The sequence below is a fragment of the Gemmata algarum genome, assembly GCF_034097035.1.
Taxonomy (GTDB): Bacteria; Planctomycetota; Planctomycetia; order Gemmatales; family Gemmataceae; genus Gemmata; species Gemmata algarum.
The window spans coordinates 1-21,421 of sequence record NZ_JAXBLV010000249.1 but is presented as its reverse complement, the minus strand read 5'-3'; the positions used below and the strand labels follow the sequence as shown (position 1 = coordinate 21,421).

Sequence of the window (21,421 nt, the reverse complement as noted above, 5' to 3'; positions counted from 1 at the left end):
TTGCCCGATTTCCAGGTCAGGTCGCGCACGGGCGCCAGCACTTCCAGGACTTCGGCCAGTAGCGATCCGTCGACCGGCGTGGTCATCGCCCTCAGGTTGAGTTCCAATTCGCCCCGACGTGCCGCTCCCGTGAGCGTGCAGGGCACTTGTGTCAGTCCGAGCGCGAACTGCATCCCCAGAAACGCGATGTCCGTGCCGCGTGCGCGGCACAGATCGGCGGCCCGTTTGCACGTCGCGATCAGTTCCGGCGGCCCGGGGAACCACGGCTGCGGCCCCTGGTTCGTGAGCAGCCCCATCGCGAGCGGGCTGGCGTTTATCACCCCGACCCCGCGCGCCGCGGCGGCCGGCAGGAACTCGGTCACAAGGGTCGTATCGGCCAAGTGACCGTGTGCGTAAGAGATGACCACATCAAGATCGCACCGCTCGACGGCCCGTTTCAGCAGCCCCAGGGGATAGCACGACATCCCGATGAACCGCGCTTTGCCCTCATTTTTCAGATCCTGGAGCGTGCGGTACGTCTCGTTGAACACGTACTCGTAATCGGTCGCGAACTCGATGTCGTGGGCGAGCAGAACGTCGACGCACTCGGTGCGGAGCCGCTTGAGCGACCCCTCCACGCACTTCCGCGTTCCTTCGGGGGTGAAGTCGAACACCGCCCGGTCGAGCCGGCAGGCCTTCGTCTGTACGAAGACCTGCTCGCGCCAGCCGCCTTCGAGCGCGCGGCCGAGGAACTCTTCGGACGCCCCGCGGCCGTAGTACGCGGCGGTGTCGATGAGGTTCACGCCGGCGTCGATGGCGGTGCGAACGCAGTCGGTGATCTCCGCGTCGGACACGGCCCCGTACTGCTGACCGAACGCGGCCCCGCCGAGCCCGAGTGCGGACACCGACAGGCCCGTTGTGCCGAGCGGGCGACGTTCCATGAGAAGCTCCGGAGAGGTCCGCCCGCAGGTCGGCGCGGGCCAAAGGGCATTACAAACTCACGACGCTCTTCTCCGCAATGCTCTTCTCCGCGGCCTCGATCATCTTTTGCGCGGTGATGGCGTCGTCCAGGGTGCTGAGCGGCTTCTGCCCCATCCGCAGGCAGTCGATCAGGAAGTGCCGCACTTCGTTGGTGATGGAGCCCTGGTACGCCGTGTAGGTCTGGCTGTGGACCAGCCCCGGCTTGATCTCGACGTGGTCCCGGTAGCTGTACCGGGTGCTGCCCGCGGTGCCGATCACCTTCACCATCACCGTCCACGGGTCGGCCGCGTGGTCGTCGGCCGCGAAGCTCGCGCAGAAGTGCGCCAGCGCCCCGTTGTGCAGCCGCATCTGCACCATCGCGATGTCCTCTTCCTTGTACTCCTTGTAGTGCAGCGTCGCCTTCATCGCGCACAGCTCGACCGGCTTGCCGACCAGGTAGAGCATGATGTACGAGTGGTGCGTCAGGATCTGCCGGACGACGCCCGGGTACCGCGCCGCCACCTCTTCCGGGTGGTGGATGTTGTACATGACGTAGGCCGAGACGATCTTGCCCAGGTCGCCGTTGTCCACCAGCTCGCGGGTGCGCACCATGCCGCCTTCGTAGACGTAGTTGTGCCCCGGCATGCACACCAGGTCCTTGGCCCCGGCGAGCGCCTTCATGCGCTCGATCTCGGCGACCGTCACGCCCACCGGCTTCTCGACCAGCACGTGCTTGCCCATCCCGAGCGCCTGGACGGTGTACTCCAGGTGCGTTTCGAGGTTGGTGAGCACGAAGACGGCGTCGATGTTGGGGTCGGCGACGAGTTCCTCGGGCGAGGCGTAGTTCTTGCAGCCGAACTCTTTGGCCCGCTGGTTGGCCCGGTCCTGGTTGCGGTTCCACAGCCCGACCAGTTTGGCGCCGGGGCATTTCTTGATCGCGGCGGCGTGCAGAACGGAGATGTCGCCGGCGCCGATGAGCCCGACGCCGATCGTTTCTTTCGTAATTGGCATGAAATGCTCCGGAGGGGTGCGGGTGAGTTGTAGTCACCCGCCCGGTGCGGAGCAAGCGCCGCGCAACGCGCTGTCGGACACCCGGCCACGAAGGGCCATACAGTTTGAGCGCGTTACCGTTTCCCGCGGCCTCCGCGGCACAGTGGTGAACCCGTTTCAGCGCCGGCGCTGTTCGCGATGTGGGCGCGTGTGCGGTCGTCGCGAACGCGCGACGAACGCGCCGCGCGGGTCGGCGCTTGCCGCACGCGCCGGGCCACGGGTAAAGTGTTCGGTGCCGCTTCGTTTCGCCCGGAGTAGACCGTCATGCGCACCGCGTCCGCCCTTGTCGCCCTGGTTCTGCTGGTCGCACCGACCGCGGCGGCTGATCCCGTGAACCTCAAGTGGTCCCTCAAAGAGGGCGACTCGTTCTACGCCACCACCACACAGGAGATCGATCAGGCCATCAAGGTGATGGGCCAGACCGTGAACCAGAAGATGACCACTACGACGGTGGCGAAGTTCGAGGCCAAGGCGGTCAAGGGGGGCGGGTTCGAGGTGAAGATGACCTATACGAAGATGACGATGGACGGCGCGCTCGGGAACGGCGGCGGGCTCACCGACCGGTTCAAGGGCGCCAGCCTCACCGCGACGTTCGATAAGGGCTTCGAGCTGAAGAAACTTGAGGGGTACGACAAGTTCCTCGATCAGCTCAGCGACGGCGATGACGGGATGAAAAAGATCTTCCGGGCGGTGATGCCCGAGACCGCGGTGAAGCTCATGTTCAGCCAAGTGTTCGTCGGCTCGCCGAAAGAAAAGGCGGCGGTCGGTGACAAATGGAGCCGGACCGACAAGGTGCCGCTGTCGGGCCTCGGCGAGCTGACCAACAAGACGCAGTTCACCCTCGACGGCGTGTCGGGCGACGTGGCGACCCTGAAGACGACCGGCGACGTGACGTTCAAAACGGGCGAGGGCGGTGACGCGCTGCCGTTCAAGGTGGTGAGCGCCGACATCAAGAGCGACGAGGTGAAGGGCACCATCTTGTTCGACCTGAAGGCCGGCCGCCTCAAATCGTCGTCCACGTCCATGAAGCTGAAGGGCACGATGACGATCGAGGTGATGAACCAGCAAGTGGACGCGGAGATCGACCAGAATGCGACCACGAAGGTCGAGTTGAGCGACAAGAACTCGGTCCGCGATTAGCAATTCGGAATGCGGAGTTCGGAATGAACACAGAAAACTAAGCCGACTGAAGCGACGGCTTCAGTCGGCGGGTGCCTTGCTTCACTCCGCATTCCGCATTCCGAATTCCGCGTTCCGAATTACTAATCACCCCCGCGGGTCGTGAATGAACCCGGTAACGGTGACCGGCTCCGGGGTCTCGACCTCACTGCCCGGGATCAGCTCGCCCATCGCGCGGACGATGTCGTCGCGGATGCTCACGAACGCCGCCGCGGCCGTCGGGTCGAACTGCTTGCCGGCCTGTCGCTCGACCTCCCCGAACGCCCACGACGGGGGCTTACCCTTCTTATTCTCGTGGTACGGGCGGTTCGAGGTCATCGCGTCGAACGCGTCCGCTACCGCCACCACCCGCGCCAGCAGCGGAATCCCCTCGCCCGCCAAACCGTCCGGGTACCCCCCGCCGTCCCACCGCTCGTGGTGGCTCCGCACGATGGGGATGATCGGCCCCATTTCGGGAATGGAGGAAAGGATCTCCGCGCCCTTCGTCGTGTGCTTTTTCATCAGCTCGTACTCTTCACCGGTGAGCCGCCCGGGCTTGCGCAGGATGGCGTCGTCGATGCCGATCTTGCCGATGTCGTGGAGCGGCCCGCCGATCCGGATCAGCTCGAGCTGGTCCTCGGGCAGGCCCAGTTTCTCGCCGAGCATCGTTGCGTATCGGGTGACGCGCTGGGTGTGGTTGCCGGTGTAATCGTCGCGCAGCTCGACCGCCTGCGCCAGCACCGTGACCGTCTTCTGGAACTGCTCCTTCTGGCGCCGCAGCAGTTGGGCGCTTTCGATCGCCGCGGACACGTGCGCGGCCAGGGCGTCGGCCAGGTGCAGGTCGTCTTCGGTGAACGGGTTCTGCCAGAAGCTGCGGTCCAGGTGCAGCACGCCCAGGCGCTTGCGCGGGGTGCGCAGCAGCACGCACAGCACGCTCGCCATCGCGCCGTCGGCGATGCTCTGCGTCACCTTCGACTCGTCGTCGCCGGTGAGCGTGCTGTAGAGCAGCGACACGCCGCTGGCGAAGCACCGCTGGGTCAATTTCTTCGAGTAGTGGAACCGCCCCGGGGGCTCGCCCTGGCCGACCGCCAGCGCCCGGAGCCGCATCTTCGGCTCCGGGCCGTCGCTCTCGGCCAGAACGATCGCCCCGCGCTGGGCCTCGAGCACGCTGACCGCGTCGTTGAGCACGGCGTCGAGCAGTTGGTCCTCGCTCTGGGTGTTGACGAAGTGGTGCCCGGCGCGGAGCAGGGCGAGCATCTGCTCGCCGGCCCGCGGCATGTGGTTGCGGTCGTAGGCGAGCCGCCGGATGCCCTCGTCGAAGCTCGACACCGCCGCCGCGACGACGTGCTGATTCGAGGGCGGGCCTTCGACCGCGTCGGTCAGCTCGACGATCACCGCCACCTTACCGAACTGAACGATGTCGCGTGACTTGAGCGGCTGCTCGCCCGGCCCGATGCGGACGCCGTTGACGTACGTGCCGTTGGTGCTGCCCACGTCGCGAACGTACCAGCCGTCGTCCCCGTGCAGCACCTCGGCGTGGCGGCGGCTCACGGAGCTGTCGTCCAGGACGATCTCGAGGGTCCCGATGCGGCCGGCCCGGAGCTGGGTGTCCGACTCCCACACTTGCCCCTTGATTTCGCCGCTAAGGCCTCGCAACCGAAGGGGACGTTTCACGGCCCTGCTCCTTCACCGGACCACCGGGGGCCGGCTCCATGTTCCGACGTGATTAAACCGAGTGTACCACGTGGCGCGGCGAAACGGGTGGGTGGAAATGCTGAAACGCTGTGTTCTTTGGCTTAATAATTCACTCAGGAACGAATTTGTTCTCCCACCGCAGAAAACCCGTTCGTCGGAGCCGGGCGGACCGATTCCGACAGCACGAAGTGCTTGCCCCGAGGGGTTGTTAGGGGCGGTCGCCGGGGCGCCCGAGAACGGCGTCCGAGCGGTTCGCACCGGCCCCCACCTGTCCGAACGCGTTGCGATAAATGTCGTCCCCGTTCGGCCCGACGAACGGGGACGTGGTAGTCCGGACGTTCCCGCCGACGAACAGAACGTTCATACACCCCGTGTGCGGGGACACCGGCCCGCCCCCCGGCGCCGCGAGAGCGGTCGGGAAATCGGCCGAGATCGGCATCGTGTCGTGCTCGGTGCCTTCGGGACAGGCGGCGTCCGGGCGGCGCAGGCCGAGCAACCGGCCGTCCGGCTCGCGGAACCCGAGCGTGTACGTGTACGCGACGAACCCGTCCGCGGTCGGGCACCCGGGCCGGTAGCCGGCCGGTAGGTGGCCCTGCTCTCCGAGCGACGCGGCGAACGTGTCTGCGGTCGCGGTCGGGTCGATTTGCGGGTACCGGCCCTGTGGGTCCGAGTCGGCGTAACCGGACAGCCCGGTGTGGAGCGTGCGCAGGCCGTTCTGGCACGCGTACACCCGCTGCTGCTGCCGGGCCTTGGCGATGCCCGAGGTGACCAGTCCGAACGCCAGGAAGGCAATCCCGGCCGCCACAGCGATTTCGATGCGCAGCCGGCGCCCGGGCGCCGGCTCCGGGCCGTCGCTCACCGGCGGCGCGGGGCGGCTCGCGCCGGGCACCTTGGCCCGCGTGCCCGATCCGAACTCGAGCTCACCGGGGGCGCGGGCGGCGAAGTCCCGCAGGAGCGCGATAGCGGCCGGCTCACGCGGCTCCGGTTGCGCCGGGCGCGGCTCGCACGCGACGACGTGCTGTGCGACCCGCGCGATGGCGCGAACGGCGAGTCCCGGAGGGGGTTCGGGCGGGTTGTCGCGCTCCGTTGCCGCGACGGCGAGCAGCGGACTCAGCGACCGGCGCACGCGGTCCAGGCGCGCCGCCAACTCGGGCGCGAGCGACAGGCGCGTCTCGACCGCGGCCCGCTCCTCGGGGGGCAGCAGGTCGAGCACGTATCCGATCAGGTCTTCGTCCGACATGGTTGTGGCGCCCTGCGGTCCGGAGCGAACTAGGCGGAAGAGGGAAGGTGAACGCCTGTCTCTTCATCATTCCTATTCTTCTCGACGCCCGGCTCTCCGGGTCCGTCATGTGCGGCCCCCCACTCCTCGGTGAGCTTGGCAAGGGCCGCGTGCAGCCGGGATTTCACAGTACCGACCGGGATGCCAAGCGCGTCGGCCACATCGCGGTACTTCAGCCCCTGGAAGTAGGCCAGGAGCACCACCTGACGGAGCAACTCCGGCAGGCGGTCGACCGCGGCGCGGACGAGCTCGCGCTGCTCGGCGCGGTCGGCGGCGGCGGACGGCTCGTCCCCCGCCGCGGGCAGCAGTTCGAACAGCGGCCGGGGGTGCCCGTCCTCGTCGGCCGTGGTGACCACGTCGGCACGCTGGTCGGCACGGCGGTTGCGGCGCCGCAGCGCGTCGATGGCTTGGTTCGTTGCGATCGCGTAGAGCCAGGGACGCACCGGCCGGTCGAGTTCGTACTGCCCGAGCTTCGTGTACACCTGAACGAACGTGTTCTGGAACACGTCGTCGGCCAAGTCGTCGTCGCCGAGGTACCGACGCAGGTACCCGAACAGCTCTCGCTCGTACCGGCGCACGAGAACCCCGAAACAGTCCCGCTCACCGGCCCGGAGCCGGGCGAGCAGTTGTTCGTCGGACTCCGGCGGGTGGCGGTTGGGTTCCAGCACGGCCCTTAGCACCTGTACGTTGCGCACGGGCCGTGCGTTCGCGCGGCGAGAGAATAGGAAGTGCGATTCCCCTGTAGTGTATCATATCGTCACACCGGCGAGGGAGCGAGACGGCCCGGCGGGGGTACCGGAGTCGCCTTCGGCCGGAGGGGCTGATCATTTCGGCAGCGCGAAGTCCACAACCGACCCGCCGTCGGCCACTTCGGCGCGGAGCGGGGTGTTCCGGAACTCGTTGTGGGACTCCGGGACGCGCGGCCCGCTCGGCCGCGGCCCTTTGGCGCCGTCTTCGACCTCCGACGGCCCCTCTGCGCCGCCTCCCGGACCGCCAAGCAGGTTCGCGTCGAGCAAGCCGACGCGGTGCCGGCCTACAACGGCGCCGGTCTGGGTCGGCCCGGCCGTCAGGCGGTACCGGCCGGCCCGGTCGGTCAGCCCGGTCGAGCGCGGCCCCAGCGTACCGGCCTCGGGGTCCGGAAAAAAGGTGACCAGCACGTTCGGCAACGGTTTGCCGTCTCGGGTCACGGTCCCTTCGACGGGCGCGAACTGGAACTTGGGCTCGCCGCACCCGGTCGCCACAAGCGCGGCCATCAGTACGCCAAGCCGGCCCGGTCGCCAGCGCATGTTCGTGTCTCCAGGTCGGAATGTTGGCCACGAGCGGCCCGGCGCCGCGCGGGACCGCGCGGCCGGGAAGAAGGAATAACGGCCGCTCCGCCGGCGGCGGAACGGCGGGCGGCATCACTCCGGCGCGGCGACCTCGCCGCCGGCGCGGGTGGACAGCGCCGACAGCAGCCCGGACGAGTTGTTGATCGCGTCGGAGATGAAGCGCACGGACGCGTCGCTCATGGCGAAGTTGGCCCCGCCCGTGTGCCCGCTCCCGAACGCGTAAATCCGGGGCGTCACGTAAGCGGCCGACACGGGAACGGCCGTACCGGTCGGGACCGCCAGCCGGACGTTCAGCGGGTACGAGCCGTTCCCGGGCACCGGACCGGAGCCCTGTCCGGCCGTCCCCCAGAGGGAGTTGACGTAATACGGGAACGGCTTGCTGGTGTAGATGCTGCCGACGACGGCCGGGTCCCACTGCGGGTCGCTGTTGAAGAACTCGCCGAACATCACGGTACCGGATGTACCGTCGGTGATGTCGGTGATGCGGACCCCCGAGCCCGGCCCGGAGGTCGCCGGGCTCACAATCACGCCCTCGTTCCACTGGGAGCAGCAGGTCGTCGCTTTCGTCGAGACGCTGGGCCGGTAGCTCGTCACGCCGTAGTAGTTGAGCGTGGAGATCGGCTTGTACGCGACCGGGCTCTGGGTCCCGATGTCCGCCGGGCACACGAGCACTTTCGGCACCATGGCCCCGGGCGCGTCCGGCGAATCGTAGGTGCCCGCCACGGTCCCCAGGCCGAGCGAGTAGAAGGACGTCCCGGCCCGCGGGGTCACCAGCTCGAGCAACCGGTCGTACACGGGCTGTTGCTCCATGTACGGCAAGAGCGGGATGAACGGGGAGCGGTACCCGAGCCGCACCGGGGCCGTCGACGCGTTCATCGCCAGCACGGGGAACCGCTCCTCCGCCGCGTGAAAGTTGTGCGCGGCGAGCGCGATCTGTTTGAGGTTGTTTTGGCAGCTCATGCGGGCCGCAGCGGCGCGGACCTTCTGGACCGCGGGCAGCAGGAGCCCGATCAGGACGGCGATGATGGCGATCACCACCAACAGCTCAATGAGCGTGAACCCACGGGCGCGACCGTTCGCGTTCGGCACGGTACTCTCCTCCTGGAATAAAAGTGGATGATGTCACGCCGCGACCGCGGGAGAGGGTGCGTTCGCGTCCGCCGGGCCAAGGCCTTCGGCGGTCAGTCGCCCGGCTGTGCCAGCCGCCGGAGCGCGGCGCGGGCTTCGGCGGCAGCGGGGTCGTGGTCCGGCCCCCGCGCCAGGTCTCGCAGCAGTTGCAGCGCCGCGGGGGTGGCGGCGAGCCGTTCGAGGGCCGCGACGCACCGGACCGCCTCCAGCCGCCGCCCCCGGGCCGGGCCGTCGAGCTTGGCGAGCCGGGCCGCCGGCCGCTCGGCGTCTTCGACCGACGGAACGGGACGGCTCACGAGGCGCTCCCGCAGCGCCGGGGCGGCGGTCCCCGGGGCCGCGCAGAGCTGATTGGCGGCGCGGGCCGCGGGAGCGGGGGCCGCCGTCGCCAGAACCTCGACCAGAGCCCGGGCGCCGGCCCCCGGCGCGCCCGGCGGCGGGGAACGCTCGGGGACGGCCCACACGAGCGCCGTGCCGTCGGCGCTGCCGGACGCGAGCCGCCGCCTGTCCCGGTCGAAGGCCAGAGCGAGGGCCGGCCCGCGGTGCCCGCGGTACGTCGCGCCCGCCCGCCCGGTCTCGGGATCGAACAGGCGCACCACCCCGTCCCGGCCGGCGGCGGCGAGCCGGCCGTCCGGGGCGAACGCCAGCACCGTCCGCTCGTCGACAGCCACATCGAACGTCACCGCGGGCGCCCACGACGCCACCTCCCACGAGCGCAAGCGGAAGCCGCCCGCGTCGGCCCGCTCGACGGCCGCAACCCAGCGCCCGTCGGCGGACAGGGCGAGCGGCGGCCGGTCCGGGTTGTTCTGCGTGAACGCGGTCTCCAGCCAGAACCGCTTCTGCCCGGTCTCGCTCGCCCACACGCCCAACCCGTGCCGCCCCGGGCTGTACGCCAGCACCGACTGCCCGTCGGCCGAGAATGCGAGGTACGAGGCGGCCGGGCACTCCGGGATGCGAGCGACCTCCCGGCCGGACGCGCGTTCGGCGATTACAACCCCGTCGGTCGCCCCCCAGGCTTGCCAGCGGCCGTCGGCGGACGCGGCATACGGACGCGCCGCAGACGGCGGCGGCAGGTGCGCCGCCACCGGGAGCTCTTCGGAGCCCGCGCCTCGCGCATCGTACCGGGTCAGTGCCCAGCCACCGGCCGCCGTGGTGCTGCGCTGGAACAGGTCGAACCGCCCCGCGCGGTCGCTCGCCCACACGTCGGTCGCCAGCAGGCCGGGTCGGTCCACACGGACCTCGCGTTCGGCCGCGGTCGCGTCGAGCGGTGTGAGGTGCAGTTGACGCAGTCGCGAGACCGTTGCCAGGGTCGCGCCGTCGCCGGAAAAGGCTACGCCCGTAACCGGCCCTCGGGGGCCGCCGGCCGGCCCGACCGGCCGACCCGTGTCCGCCTCCCACAGCCCGACAGCTCCGTCCGCGACTGCGGCCACGAGGCGCCCGTCTGGGGACATCCGCCGCCCGGCGATCACGGGCAACACTTGAACCGGCGACAGGCCCTCGGCGCGGACGGCGCCCCGCCGCTCGCGGCCGTCCGCGGCGGCGCGGAACCGGATCGCCTCCCCCCCGCACTCCAGCAACGTCCGGCCGTCGGGGGAGAAAGACACGAACGGCTCCGGTGCAGCCGGCTCACGGCGCCACACCTCCGCCTGGGTCGCTAGATCCCACACGCCGACCCCCGACGAGCCGGCGACCGCCAGCGAGCGGCCGTCGGGCGCGAAGGCGAGGCTCCAGACGACCGCATCGGGGCCGCCGAGCCGGCCGCGCGGGGTCCCGGTCGCCGCGTCCCACAGCGCTACGCCGCTCCATCGCCCGCAGGCGGCTAGCACAGAGCTGTCTGGAGAAAAGACGACCTTTTGGGCCGCGCCGGAGAGCTCCCGGAGCACCGCTCCGGACCCGGCGTCAAGTACGGCCACCGGGTGCCCGCCCGTCGCCACGGCAACGAACCGGCCGTCGGGCGACACGGCGACACAATACGCCGGGTACAGTTCGTGACCGGGCGGGAGGCGGTACTTCCAGAGCGGGAAGGCCGCGGCCGGGGTCAGTTCGACCGCCCAGACCTCGCGCGTGCCCCCGACAACCAGCGCGGCACCGTCCGGCGTGGCAGACAAACTGACGGCCCCTTCCGGGCCTTCGAGGCGCTCCCGTTCCGCCCCCGTGGTCGCGTCCCACAGGCACACATCGCGAGTGCCGTGAACGGAGGCGACCGTGCCCCGGGCGGGCAAGAACGCCGCGTCACCGCCCCACCCCCAGACGCCGTGCCGCAAGCGCACCGTGCCCACCCGCAACACGGCCCCGTCCGGCAGCGGGTCACCAAAGGCGTCGTGCCGGGGCGATAGGCCGGCGGTCGGTTGCGGCGGCGCCGGCGTGGTCGGAAGCGCGGCGACCGACAGGCCCGCGGCGACGGCGACCAACCCGAGCACCCACGCGAAGGGGCGGAACCCGGGGGCCACGGCCGCGACGAGCGCCGCGACCGCCGGGGCGACCGGCCCGCCGGCGGCCGCCCGCATCGTGTCAGCAAACGCCCGGGCCGGCACCTCGGCCTCGAATAGGAGGCCCAGAAAAACCGGCAGCGCGACGCCCCGGCGGGCCAGTCGCTCGCGGAGCAGGTTCCGCGCCGTCTCGAGCCGGCGCTTCAGCGTGGCGACCGAAAGGCCCAGATCCCGAGCCGCTTGGTCCCGGGTCTTCCCCTCGAAGTAGCAAAGGACGACCGGCCCCCGGAGGCGCTCGGCCAGGGCGTTCACCTCCACGTTGACCAGGGAGAACACCTCCCGCGCGGTCACCGGGTCGTCGCCGGCCGTGGTCAGCGGCTCGGCCGGGGGCGAGCCGTTAGGGGCGCGCGACACGCGGTTGGTTTGGCGCGCCGCGAGGCGCACCGCGACCCCGTGCAGCCAAGCCGCGATCGCGGCCGGTTGCCGGATGCGGCCGGCGTGGCGGGCCAGCGCCAGGAACGTGGCCTGAAACACGTCCTCTGCGGCGTGCTGGTCCGGAGCCTGCCGGGTGCAGACGTTCCAGACCATTCGCCCGTGCCGGCGGAGCAACTCTTCGAACACCCGCTCGTCGTGTGTGCGAGCGTACTCGCCCAGCAACTCCGCGTCGGACCGGCCGCAAAAGCTGTTTCCGCCAGACAGCTTGCAGATGTGAGACAGGATCAAGTTCAGGGTCATCGTGCCCTCGGCCGGCCGTCGATGAACGATCGATTACATTCAATAGTTCCGCGTAAGATCGACGCGGCTCATATTTCGCCGCTCACGGCCGCAAAAATAGCTCTTTTGACGGTTCGCAACGCGTTTATTGGCAATGATTTGCGGTAAATTTGCCAATTCTGAGCGCGTCACGCACACGATCTTCTCTTTTCGTACCCCCGGATTGCTGCCGGCTGGAAAGGGTGCGCATTGCCCGACCGCGGCCCGGCAACTGGAACGGGGCCGGGCCGTGGCGAAGAGGGAGACGGGCTCCCTGCGTTGGAAGAAGAGTGACCGCAAAGCCGGCTCCGCGCGGCTCAGACGGCCGGCGGGGCGACATCCGCGAACCCAAGGTGGTCCCGGGCGCCGGAGTACCAATCACCTGACGAGTTCACTGTCGGGAGGGGGGCGTCGGACGGGTGGTGGGGCCGGAACGTGCCGTCCTGGAACACCAGCAACCGAGGCGAACACGGGTCGAGTAGCGCGAGCTGCGCCCACCCGTTGCGGACGATCCGGTCGATGGTCGGGTTCTTCTGCATGATCCCGAGGATCACCTCGGGTTGCGTCTCGATCACGAACAAGATGCGCATCGGCTCGTGGATCTCGACCCCCTGCGTGGGCAGGCCCTGGCGCAGGTCACTGGCCACCCCGTTCATCACCCCGAGCAGCCCCACGATGTTGTGCGGCAGCTTGCTGCCGGCCCCGAGGCCGTCGGGGGCCACGCGCGAGAAGTAGTACATCAGGTTGATCCCTTGGCACACCGGGATCACCGCGGCCAGACTGCGGGCCAGGAGCTGCCCGTCGGGGGTGTCCTGGGTCGGGTCGTAGGACTGGAGGAACGAGCGGCGGTCGAGGAACAGCCCCCGCACCCGCTCGCGGCGGCCGACGACGCACATCGCGTTCGACGCGTTCCCGTACTCGGCGCGGGTCTGGGCCAGGTCGTCGACCCGGGCCTGCACGTGGAGGTGCGCGCCGCGCGGGGTGATGTTCAGCGGGGCGGTGTCGAACCGCCGGCACTTCTCCCGGGCGTTCAGCTCGAGCGCCCGGCCGACGGCCGCCTGGGCGAACTCCAGGTCCGCGTGGTGCCCCCGCGGGAGCCGGTCCAGGTCGAAGTACGTGGCCGTTTCCGGGCCGGTGTTGTGGAACGCGCCGACGAACACGGTGTCCGCCGGGACGTTCAGCCCGCGGGCCGCCAGCCCGGCCCGCACCCGCGGGTCGTTGAGCATCTCCGCCAGCGCCCGGGCGTTGGCCGCGCCGGTGTTCCCCGAGCACGCGCCGCAGTGGTACGCGGCCAGGTGCGGGTTGTTCAGCGAGTGGGACCCGTGGCCGAAGAAGAACACCAGCCGGGCGAACCCGGCGGTCAGCCCGGTGTCCCGCAGCAGCCGCTCGGCGATGTTGGTCATCTCCTCCACGTTGAACCCGATGGCGTCGCCCTCGGGGCCCGGGGCCGGGGCCGCGCGCTCCAGCACCAGCCGGGTGAACGGAGGCGGGGTCAGCAGCGTCTCGGTCGCCCGCCACAGCCGCCCGGCCAGCCGCGGGAACAGCACCCGCACCACGAACGGCACCGTGGACAGGCTGCCCAGCACCCCGGTCAGCACCGCCCCCGCCAGGGGCCGGCGGCTGGCCCGGTGGAACCGGTGGGCCAGCGCGCCCCACAGCCGCCGCGCCCGCACCCGGGACCGGTGCGCCGCGGCCAGCGGGTACACCGGCTCCTCGACCACCCAGTGCTGCGGGCGGATCACGATCGGGCACTGGGCCGCGGGGTGCGCGTCGGCCGCCCCGCGGTAGTAGATCGGCACGCCGAAGAACCCGGGCGCGCCGAGCGTCTCCGCGTCCGGGCACAGCTCCTCCAGGTGCCGGCGGAACGACTCCTCGCGGGCGTCGATGCAGCAGACCACCTGGAACCGCGGCCGCCCGGCGGCCCGGCGCGGCCCGCCCGCGGCCCGGGCCGCCAGGGCGTCGAGCGCCTGGACCCGGAACCGGCGCTCGTAGGCCTTATGGAACACCCGCCGCCGCTCGGCCCCGGAGAACGCCTCGATCTCCCGCACCAGTTCGGCCCACCCGGCCGGGCCGGCCTCGTGCAGCGCCGACGGCGCCCACCCCCGGGCCTGGGCCAGTCGGAACACGGCCAGCGCGCGGCCCTCGGGGGCGGCGGGCGGCGCCGGGCGGTGCGCGGCCGCCCGCAGCCCCGAGAGCGGGCCGGCGTAGCCTAACTCGGCCCGGGCCACGTGGGCCAGGGCCAGCCGCTCGAGCACCAGCCGCACGGCCAGGAACTCGACCAGGGTGCCGCGCCGCGCCGGCTGCGGCACCCGGTCGGCGCGGACCTCCATCTGGCGGATCAGGCTGGCCCACCCGCGCAGGGCCAGCAGGGTGCGGGGCAGGAACGTCTCCCACTCTTCTGGCGGCACCCCCAACAGGCCGAGCGACTCGCGGACGGAGTCCATCGGGCCGTACCCGGCCGCCCGGAGCCGGGCCAGTTCCGCTCCGAGCCCCCGCAGCCACCGGTCCGGCGGGCCGCCCCCGCGGCCGTACAGGTCGTCGAAGCACGCGAAGAAGCCGCGCTCGCGGTTCGGCAGCGGCCAGTCCGCCATCCCCTGGTCGGTGAACGCGGCGCAGAACCCGATCAGTAGAGCGTGGACCAACTCGTCCGTGTCCACCCCGGTGGCCCGCAGCAGCACGTCCCGGTGCCGCTCGGGCGCCCGGGTCGGCGCCGGCGGCCCGGCCGCCGCGACCCCGGCGAGGCACACCCGCCACAGCGCCCGGACCGCGAACGCCTCCCACACCGGGGCCTCCCACCCCTCCTCGCGGCCGTGCCCCTCGGCCGCCATCAGCGGCCCCAGGTCCGACAGCAGCGGCCACAGCACGTGCCCGCGGTGCGTGTCCGCCGGGGGCACCTCGTCCGCGCCCCCGGCGCGGATCAGGTCCCGGACCGCCCACCGCTTCACGTCGGCCACGATCTGGTCCCGAGCCGACACCGTGGTGGCCGGCAGGAACCGGTCCAGCGCGTCGGCCTCGGCCAAGTGCCACTCCACCTCCGCCGCCGACGCCGGCGGCGACGGGGCGACCAGCAGGGCCATCCAGAGGTCCAGCCGCGACCCCAGGTCCCCGATCGGCGTCCACGCGCCGGGCTCCTCTTCGAGCACCGCCCGCAGGTCCACACTCTTGATCCGGCCCACCGCCAGCGCCGCCCGGTACTGGTCCTCCGGGAGGTACGTCTCCGCCCCGAACAGCCGGCCCCCGACCCGCACGCCCGCCTCGAACGGCAGCCCCTCGAACGCGTGCAGCGGGTTGAGGAACACGAACTGGCCGATCGGCCCCTCGGCCGGCAGCAGGCGGGCGGACAACTCGATGACCTGCTCGAGCCGGGCCAGGTCCGACTCCTGGAACTCCCCCGACGGGAGCAGCGCGTGAAGCGAGGTCGCAGACTCCAACACAAACTCCGGCATCGCGAACCCTTTCGGTGAGTCGTGTGTTCAACTCGTGCGCGCCGCGGGCGTGGTACCGGCCGGCGCGAAGTGTTGTTCCGGCGGCCGAGCGGGGGCGCGCGGGCTCCGGGGGAATGACGGGAGAAGGAGAAGAAGGGCCAAAATCACGGAGATCGCTATCGTTGCCGCACCCGCGTTTAGGTATAAGTGTATAGAGCCGTTTAGCGAGCCCCGTGCCGGGCCGCCAGCCCGAACCAACGTTTGCTGAGGATCTTACTTAGTAAGGAGTTACAACGGATCACGGGCAACGTTCGTGCCGCGAGTCGGTGGACGCCCCGCGAACAGCTTGGCCGCCCCGCGGCCACCGAATCACGTCCGGGCTCGATACCTCTCCTCCGATGCCCGCCGGCCGCCCGGGCGCTGCCGGCCCGCGTCTCCCCACCGGGAGCCGGTTATGTCGGTTCTGTTTCAGTTGCTCGCGGCGGTTCTGGACCGCCCCTTTGATGACACCCTCCGCGGCGACCTCTCCGATGAGTTGACCGCCGCCGGAAACTGGGACTGGACGTTTCTGCTGCCGTTCGTGCTGGCGCACCCCGACTCGGACGGCCCGCGCCTGCTGATCGCGGACTGGTTGGCGGAGGGCGGGCCAGCCGAAGTGACCCGGGCGGCCTTCATCCGCGCCCAGTCCCGGCTGAGTCGCGCGCTCGACGTGTGCGGGGGCGGCGCCGGGGCCGACCCGCAGGTCGGCCCCCTGACGGAGGAGGTCGGCCGCCTGGCGGCTCGGTTGGGCGAGCGGCTCGGCGATCCGGCCGTGCTCACCGGGCCGGTAACGGTCGTCCCGGGCGGCGAGTGCGTGACGGTCCGGGCGGCGGACGGCGAGTTCGACTACCTTCGTGGGTTCGTGGCACGGGTCCGGCTCCCCACGGGCGCATTCCTGGCCAGCGCCGCCGGGCTGTTCGCACGGCACCCGATTACGACGGTGCGCCTCACGGACAAGACCCCGATGCCGGTGCTGGGCGGGGCGTGGTGGTGGGCTGACAGTTGTTTGGCCCCCTCGGAGCCGGCCTGCTTGGCCAGATACGTGCCGCCGGAGCTGTACCAGGCCCTCACTGGCGCGATTGCCCCCGACGGACAGTCCCGCCAGGGGGTGAGCCCGGCGGACCTGACGTTTCCGACCGCTGCCGCGGCCGTTTCGGCCCTCTCGTCCGCATGCGTCACTTACGGCCGGGCAATGGCGGCGGACCGGCCGGCGTTCTGACGGCTTGGTCTGTCGGGCGGACGGGGCTCAGCCCCGCCGCTGCTCGAGGCCGAAGACGTTGCGCAGACCGATGTAGAGGATCATGCTGATCGAACGGACCGCTTCCGCCTTATTCACCTTACTCACACCCGCACGGCGGTTCTCGAACAGGATCGGGTACTCGCCCAGCTTCGCGCCCGATTTGTGGCACCGGAACAGCACTTCCTGCTGGAACGAGTACCCGCGGGACCGCACGCGGTCCAGTTCGGCGGTGCGCAGCATGTTGACGCGGTAGCACCGGAACGCGCCGCTGGCGTCCTTCACCGGCATCCGGAACGTGAGCCGCACCAGCATGTTCACGCTCTGGCTGATGATCCGGCGGGTCAGCGGCCAGTTCTCGGTACCGCCGCCGCGGGTGTACCGCGAGCCGATCATCAGGTCGTGCTTGCTCATCCCGGCGAGGATGCCGGGCAGGTACCGCGGCGGGTGGCTGAAGTCCGCGTCCATGTTCAGCAGGAAATCGTAGTCGCGGGCCATCGCGAACTTCATCGCGGCCAGCGTCGCGGTGCCGAGCCCCAGTTTGCCGGGCCGGTGGAGCACCTGGACCCGCGGATCAGTGTCCGCGAGCCGGGCGGCGATCTGACCGGTGCCGTCCGGCGAGTTGTCATCGATGACCAGAACGTCCGCGTGCGGGGCGACCTTGTGAATCTCCGCGATCAGGGCCTCGACGTTCCCCGCTTCGTTGTAGGTCGCGAGCGACACGAGCAGTCTCGGTTCCCCCGGCCGCCGGGCCACGCCCGCGTCGAGGCGCACAGCCCGCGGGGCCGGCGCCTCGGGAACGAGCGGCCCCGGGAAAGACTCGTCGGGCGTGAGCGCAGAAATCACGGGGGGCTCGAGAGTGGCTTGCGGCACGACGGTCACCTGCCTCCGGTTGGCGGCACCGAATCCGGGCGTGACCCCTGGTGAAGTGCCGCACGGATACGCTATTTTCTAGGATACTGATCCCGATGCGTCTGGTTTTATGCCCGGTCCGGCCGGGTTTTTGCCAGCGATGCGCCGGAAAAAGGTGAACCACGACTCGCTTAGCGCCCCGAACAGGGATCGACCTTATGGCGACCGTTAACGAGATCGCGTGCCCGAGTTGCGACCTGACGCTCAAGGTACCGGACGCGGTTCTCGGCAAGAAAATCAAGTGCAAGCAGTGCGGGCACGCGTTCGTAGCGGAGGTGCGGTCCGCAAAGGGCACCGGGCCGTCCAAACCCGGTGCCGCGGCGAAACCGCAGAAGGCGGCCGCGAAGCCCGAGTCCAAGAAAGAAGAGCCGAAACCGGCGAACGCCCCGTACAAGTTCCAGGACGATGACGACGAGGGGGACGGCGGGGCGAAACCCAAGGCGATGGGTGTAATTGCAGAGGAGGACGTGGCCCGGTGCCCGTTCTGCGCCCAAGAACTGGACCCGCCGGACGCGGTCGTGTGCCTGCACTGCGGGTTCAACAACGTGACCCGCACGCGGGCCGAGCAGAAGAAGGTGTGGGCGCCCGACGCGAACGACTGGATGACCCACCTCGGCCCCGGGGTCATCGCGCTCGTGATCTGCGTCGGTCTCATCGTGCTCGACATCATCTGCCTGCTGAACATGCGCGAGTGGATGACCGGCACGTTTCTGGAGTCGGAACAGCCCGACCCGACGGACCCGTCCCGGAAGGCGATGATGGTGAAGCCCGGCGCGTTCATCGTGCTGATCTGGGCGGCGACGGTCATGCCGATGCTCCGGACCGGCCGGTTCGCCATCAAACGGCTGGCGATCGACAACAAGCCGCTGGAGAAGGTGAAGAAGTAGCGGGCGCTGGGCGGTGAACGGCGGGCAGAATACAGAACATGGAGGCGGTGGTGTCGCGCACGTTGCGCGCCCGCCCCGGCAGCCGCCCGCCCGAGGTGCCCCATGCTCGCCCAACTGAACACCTTCGCCCTGCTCGGCATCGACGCCGTTCCGGTACAAGTCGAGGTCGACACCTCGCCGGCCCAGCAGCCGCGGACGGTGCTCGTCGGGCTGCCCGAGGCCGCGGTGCGCGAGAGCGTCCACCGCATCGAGCGGGCGCTGGTGAACCTCGGGTACCGGCTCCCGACCGGTCGGACGGTCATCAACCTCGCGCCGGCGGACCTCCGCAAGGACGCGGGCGCGTTCGACCTCCCCATCGCTCTCGGGCTACTCGCCTCGATGGGCCAAATCGCTTCCGAAAAGTTGGAAACGTACGCACTGGTGGGCGAACTCGCCCTCGACGGCATGGTGCGCCCGGTGGCCGGCGTGCTGTCGATGGCGATGGAGGCCCGGTCGCGCGGGCTCTCCCGGCTGATCGTGCCCGCGGGTAACGCGCGCGAGGCGTCGGTGGTGCGCGAGATCGAGGTGTACGGGGTCGGGTCGCTGGCGGAAGCTGTCGGCATCCTGACCGGGGTGGCCCCGTTGGACCCGTTCTCGCCGCCGGTCGAGGACATCGAGGAGAAGCTCAACAAGTACGCCATCGACTTCGCGGACGTGAAGGGTCAGGAGTTCGCGAAGCGCGCGCTGGTGGTGGCCGCGGCCGGCGCGCACAACGTGCTGATGCTGGGCTCACCCGGGTCGGGCAAAACGATGCTGGCGCGGCGGCTGCCCACCATCCTCCCGCCGCTCACGCCCGACGAGAGCTTGGAAACCACTCGCATCTACTCCGCGATCGGCAAACTCGCCCCCGGCGAATCGCTGCTGTGTACCCGGCCGTTCCGCAGCCCGCACCACTCGATCAGCGGGGCCGGCATGGTCGGCGGCGGTAGCGTGCCACAGCCGGGCGAGATCTCGCTCGCGCACCACGGGGTGCTGTTCCTCGACGAACTGCCCGAGTTCAACCGCAACAGCCTGGAAGCGCTGCGGCAGCCGCTCGAAGAGGGGCGGGTGACCATCAGCCGCGCGGCCCACAGCACCACGTTCCCGGCGAACTTCGTTCTGTGTGCGGCCATGAACCCGTGCCCGTGCGGGTTCATGGGCGATCCGAAGAAGCCGTGCAAGTGCGCGCCGATGGCGGTGGAGAAGTACATGGGGCGGATCAGCGGCCCGCTGCTTGACCGCATCGACCTGCACATCGAGGTGCCGCCGGTCCCGTTCGAGGACCTGTCCAAGCCGAGCGACGGCACCAACTCGGCGGCCATGCGGGAGCAGGTGTTCGCGGCACGGGCGGTGCAAGCCGCGCGGTTCGGGGACAACGCCGGGGGGCTGAACGGGCGCATGACCGCCAAGCAGATCCGCACCCACTGCGCACTCGACCCGGACGGTCGGGCCACGCTCAAGGACGCGATGGACGCGCTGGGACTGTCGGCCCGGGCGCACGACCGCATCCTGCGGGTGGCGCGCACGATCGCCGACCTAGCCGGCAGCGACCGCATCACCCAGGACCACGTCGCCGAGGCCATCGGGTTCCGCGCCCTCGACCGCAAGCTCTGGGAGCGATAACCGGCGGGTGGTCTCGTTATGGAGAAAAACGACGCGCGTTTACTCGGTGATCGGGGAGCTGCCGCCGGGCGAGGCGCTGCTGTGCACCTGCCCGTTCCGCAGCCGGCACCACTCGATCAGCGGTGCCGGCACGGTCGGCGGCGGTAGTGTGCCACAGCCGAGCGAAATCTCACTCGCGAACCACAGGGTCAAGTGCAGAGCAAACCGAACATGATTTCCGCTGGCACGAATGGTGCAATCGTGTACACTAGCACTTGCTGAGTTATACCCCGCTCGGTCGTAGTTGATCTTTTCTTCGACCGCGGGATCGGGTTTACTCTGGCTCCACGGCGAGCGGAGGTCTCGCCCCCCCCCCGACCGGGAGTCGCGGATGTCCGCTTGGTTCCGCCCCACCTTATCAGCCGACGAACAGACCCGCGTCTTAGCCGAACGAGATACGCACCCGGATCCGGTCGTCCGCCGCAAGATGAACGTCCTGTGGGCCGTCCACTTGGGCCACTCTCGCGACGAAGCCGCCCGAATCGCCGCCGTCGGCGTGGCCACGGCCAAGCGGTACGTGATTGCATACCGCGACGGCGGGTTGGATGCTCTCGCCGGGCGGAAACCATCACCTCGACCGAGAAGCGAACTGGCCGCCCATGCGGATGCCATCCGCCAATCCCTCACCGACCGGCCGGTCCGCACCACCGCCGAGGCGATCGAGCGGATTGCGGACCTGACCGGCCTGCGCCGCGGGCTCACCCAGACCCGCACGTTCCTGGCCGGGTTGGGGTTCACCTGGCCGCGCACCCGCGCCGTCCCGGTGCCCCCCAAAAGTCGCTGACCGAGCACGTCGCCATCCAGCAGGCGTTTCTCGACGCCGAACTGCGACCGGCCCTCGACGCGGCCACGGCCGGTACCGGTCACGTCCGGTTCGTGGACGCGGCCCACTTCGTGTACGGCACCTTCTTGTGCTGCTTGTGGTCGATCCTGCGGGTTGTTCGTCCGGGCCGCCTCCGGGCGCCAGCGGTTCAACGTGCTGGGGGCCTGGGACGCGGTCACCCGACGCCTGGTGAGCGTCACCAACACAACCGTCGTGAACACCGACACCATGTGTCAGTTGCTCGGCCGCATCGCCGCCGAGAAGTTGGGCGGCCCGGTCACGGTGGTGCTGGACAACGCCCGGTACCAGCGGAACGCGGTGGTGCAAGCGCGGGCCGCGGAGCTGTCGATCCGGCTCCTGTACTTGCCCAGCTATTCGCCGAACTTGAACCTGATCGAGCGCGTGTGGGGGTTCGCCAAGCGGACCGCGGTGTACGGCCAGTACCACCCGGACTTCGCCTCGTTCCGGGCCGCTATCGAAACAACTCTCGCAGGTATCCCGACCATACACGCCGACAAGCTGGCGTCCCTCATGACCCTCGAGTTCCAAACCTTCGAAGACGTATCACTGCTGGCCGGGTAGGGTATAACGGCACCAGCCGCACGGCCACAAGCGGAAGGGTAGGCATCCGGGCTTGTTGGCGTGTTAGAGTGTGTTTTGAA

At 70.1% G+C, this 21,421-nt stretch carries 16 protein-coding genes and 1 pseudogene; 7 read left to right on the top strand and 10 right to left on the bottom strand.

The features are described from left to right. Together R5W23_RS32155 and R5W23_RS32150 are read right to left on the bottom strand one after the other, a co-directional pair. On the bottom strand, positions 1–920 hold a 920-nt coding region (locus R5W23_RS32155; RefSeq protein WP_320689911.1), incomplete at its 3' end, for an aldo/keto reductase. A gap of 49 nt (positions 921–969) precedes the next feature. Further along, positions 970–1,950 (bottom strand): Gfo/Idh/MocA family protein, encoded by a 981-nt coding sequence (locus tag R5W23_RS32150; protein ID WP_320689910.1) that lies wholly within the window; start codon positions 1,948–1,950, stop codon positions 970–972. A 303-nt stretch (positions 1,951–2,253) separates the two neighbouring features. Here R5W23_RS32150 and R5W23_RS32145 point away from each other — a divergent pair, with 303 nt between their 5' ends. After that, on the top strand, positions 2,254–3,129 hold the full coding sequence (locus tag R5W23_RS32145; protein ID WP_320689909.1) for a DUF6263 family protein: 876 nt from the start codon (positions 2,254–2,256) through the stop codon (positions 3,127–3,129). A gap of 126 nt (positions 3,130–3,255) precedes the next feature. Here the strand turns inward: R5W23_RS32145 and R5W23_RS32140 are convergent, their stop codons facing one another. From R5W23_RS32140 to R5W23_RS32110, 7 genes are all read right to left on the bottom strand, one after another. Next, the gene (locus R5W23_RS32140; RefSeq protein ID WP_261189357.1) at positions 3,256–4,821 is read right to left on the bottom strand and encodes an HD domain-containing phosphohydrolase; all 1,566 of its coding nucleotides are present in this window, start codon (positions 4,819–4,821) and stop codon (positions 3,256–3,258) included. Positions 4,822–5,050: 229 nt separating this feature from the next. Further along, entirely contained in the window at positions 5,051–6,082 is a 1,032-nt protein-coding gene (locus R5W23_RS32135; RefSeq protein WP_320689908.1) for a hypothetical protein, read from the bottom strand. A gap of 29 nt (positions 6,083–6,111) precedes the next feature. After that, positions 6,112–6,789 carry an RNA polymerase sigma factor gene (locus R5W23_RS32130; protein WP_320689907.1) on the bottom strand — a complete coding sequence of 226 codons (678 nt, stop codon included), beginning with the start codon at positions 6,787–6,789 and terminating at the stop codon, positions 6,112–6,114. A 156-nt stretch (positions 6,790–6,945) separates the two neighbouring features. Beyond that, positions 6,946–7,407 carry an Ig-like domain-containing protein gene (locus tag R5W23_RS32125; protein ID WP_320689906.1) on the bottom strand — a complete coding sequence of 154 codons (462 nt, stop codon included), beginning with the start codon at positions 7,405–7,407 and terminating at the stop codon, positions 6,946–6,948. A gap of 114 nt (positions 7,408–7,521) precedes the next feature. Next, complete coding sequence (locus R5W23_RS32120) at positions 7,522–8,538, bottom strand: DUF1559 family PulG-like putative transporter (protein WP_320689905.1); 1,017 nt, start codon at positions 8,536–8,538, stop codon at positions 7,522–7,524. Positions 8,539–8,630: 92 nt separating this feature from the next. After that, positions 8,631–11,738 (bottom strand): sigma-70 family RNA polymerase sigma factor, encoded by a 3,108-nt coding sequence (locus R5W23_RS32115; RefSeq protein ID WP_320689904.1) that lies wholly within the window; start codon positions 11,736–11,738, stop codon positions 8,631–8,633. A gap of 335 nt (positions 11,739–12,073) precedes the next feature. Next, entirely contained in the window at positions 12,074–15,187 is a 3,114-nt protein-coding gene (locus R5W23_RS32110; RefSeq protein ID WP_320689903.1) for a DUF2309 domain-containing protein, read from the bottom strand. Between the two features lie 448 nt (positions 15,188–15,635). On the opposite strand from R5W23_RS32110, the gene R5W23_RS32105 reads away from it, so the two are divergent. After that, positions 15,636–16,439, top strand: coding sequence for a TIGR02996 domain-containing protein (locus R5W23_RS32105; RefSeq protein WP_320689902.1), 804 nt, complete (start codon positions 15,636–15,638; stop codon positions 16,437–16,439). Between the two features lie 27 nt (positions 16,440–16,466). Here R5W23_RS32105 and R5W23_RS32100 read toward each other — a convergent pair whose 3' ends face one another. Continuing rightward, positions 16,467–17,303: a polyprenol monophosphomannose synthase gene (locus R5W23_RS32100; RefSeq protein WP_320689901.1), complete on the bottom strand. Its 837-nt coding sequence runs from the start codon at positions 17,301–17,303 to the stop codon at positions 16,467–16,469. A gap of 224 nt (positions 17,304–17,527) precedes the next feature. On the opposite strand from R5W23_RS32100, the gene R5W23_RS32095 reads away from it, so the two are divergent. The 5 genes and pseudogenes from R5W23_RS32095 to R5W23_RS32075 form a co-directional block, all read left to right on the top strand. Beyond that, complete coding sequence (locus R5W23_RS32095) at positions 17,528–18,256, top strand: zinc ribbon domain-containing protein (RefSeq protein ID WP_261189348.1); 729 nt, start codon at positions 17,528–17,530, stop codon at positions 18,254–18,256. 102 nt (positions 18,257–18,358) lie between these two features. Further along, positions 18,359–19,897 carry a YifB family Mg chelatase-like AAA ATPase gene (locus R5W23_RS32090; protein ID WP_320689900.1) on the top strand — a complete coding sequence of 513 codons (1,539 nt, stop codon included), beginning with the start codon at positions 18,359–18,361 and terminating at the stop codon, positions 19,895–19,897. Positions 19,898–19,904: 7 nt separating this feature from the next. Then, positions 19,905–20,111 (top strand): ATP-binding protein, encoded by a 207-nt coding sequence (locus tag R5W23_RS32085; RefSeq protein ID WP_320689899.1) that lies wholly within the window; start codon positions 19,905–19,907, stop codon positions 20,109–20,111. A 156-nt stretch (positions 20,112–20,267) separates the two neighbouring features. Next, positions 20,268–20,720 carry a hypothetical protein gene (locus tag R5W23_RS32080; protein ID WP_320689898.1) on the top strand — a complete coding sequence of 151 codons (453 nt, stop codon included), beginning with the start codon at positions 20,268–20,270 and terminating at the stop codon, positions 20,718–20,720. A gap of 144 nt (positions 20,721–20,864) precedes the next feature. Next, positions 20,865–21,341, top strand: a pseudogene (locus R5W23_RS32075) (transposase); the annotation flags it as partial. Positions 21,342–21,421: the final 80 nt, after the last annotated feature.

What these genes read in the sequence shown, in the direction of transcription:
- R5W23_RS32125 (WP_320689906.1), bottom strand. Translation starts at nt 7,407, where the DNA reads ATGCGCTGGCGACCGGGCCGGCTTGGCGTACTGATGGCCGCGCTTGTG.
- R5W23_RS32115 (WP_320689904.1), bottom strand. Translation starts at nt 11,738, where the DNA reads ATGACCCTGAACTTGATCCTGTCTCACATCTGCAAGCTGTCTGGCGGA.
- R5W23_RS32095 (WP_261189348.1), top strand. Translation starts at nt 17,528, where the DNA reads ATGGCGACCGTTAACGAGATCGCGTGCCCGAGTTGCGACCTGACGCTC.
- R5W23_RS32090 (WP_320689900.1), top strand. Translation starts at nt 18,359, where the DNA reads ATGCTCGCCCAACTGAACACCTTCGCCCTGCTCGGCATCGACGCCGTT.
- R5W23_RS32080 (WP_320689898.1), top strand. Translation starts at nt 20,268, where the DNA reads ATGTCCGCTTGGTTCCGCCCCACCTTATCAGCCGACGAACAGACCCGC.
- R5W23_RS32105 (WP_320689902.1), top strand. Translation starts at nt 15,636, where the DNA reads ATGTCGGTTCTGTTTCAGTTGCTCGCGGCGGTTCTGGACCGCCCCTTT.
- R5W23_RS32150 (WP_320689910.1), bottom strand. Translation starts at nt 1,950, where the DNA reads ATGCCAATTACGAAAGAAACGATCGGCGTCGGGCTCATCGGCGCCGGC.
- R5W23_RS32135 (WP_320689908.1), bottom strand. Translation starts at nt 6,082, where the DNA reads ATGTCGGACGAAGACCTGATCGGATACGTGCTCGACCTGCTGCCCCCC.
- R5W23_RS32145 (WP_320689909.1), top strand. Translation starts at nt 2,254, where the DNA reads ATGCGCACCGCGTCCGCCCTTGTCGCCCTGGTTCTGCTGGTCGCACCG.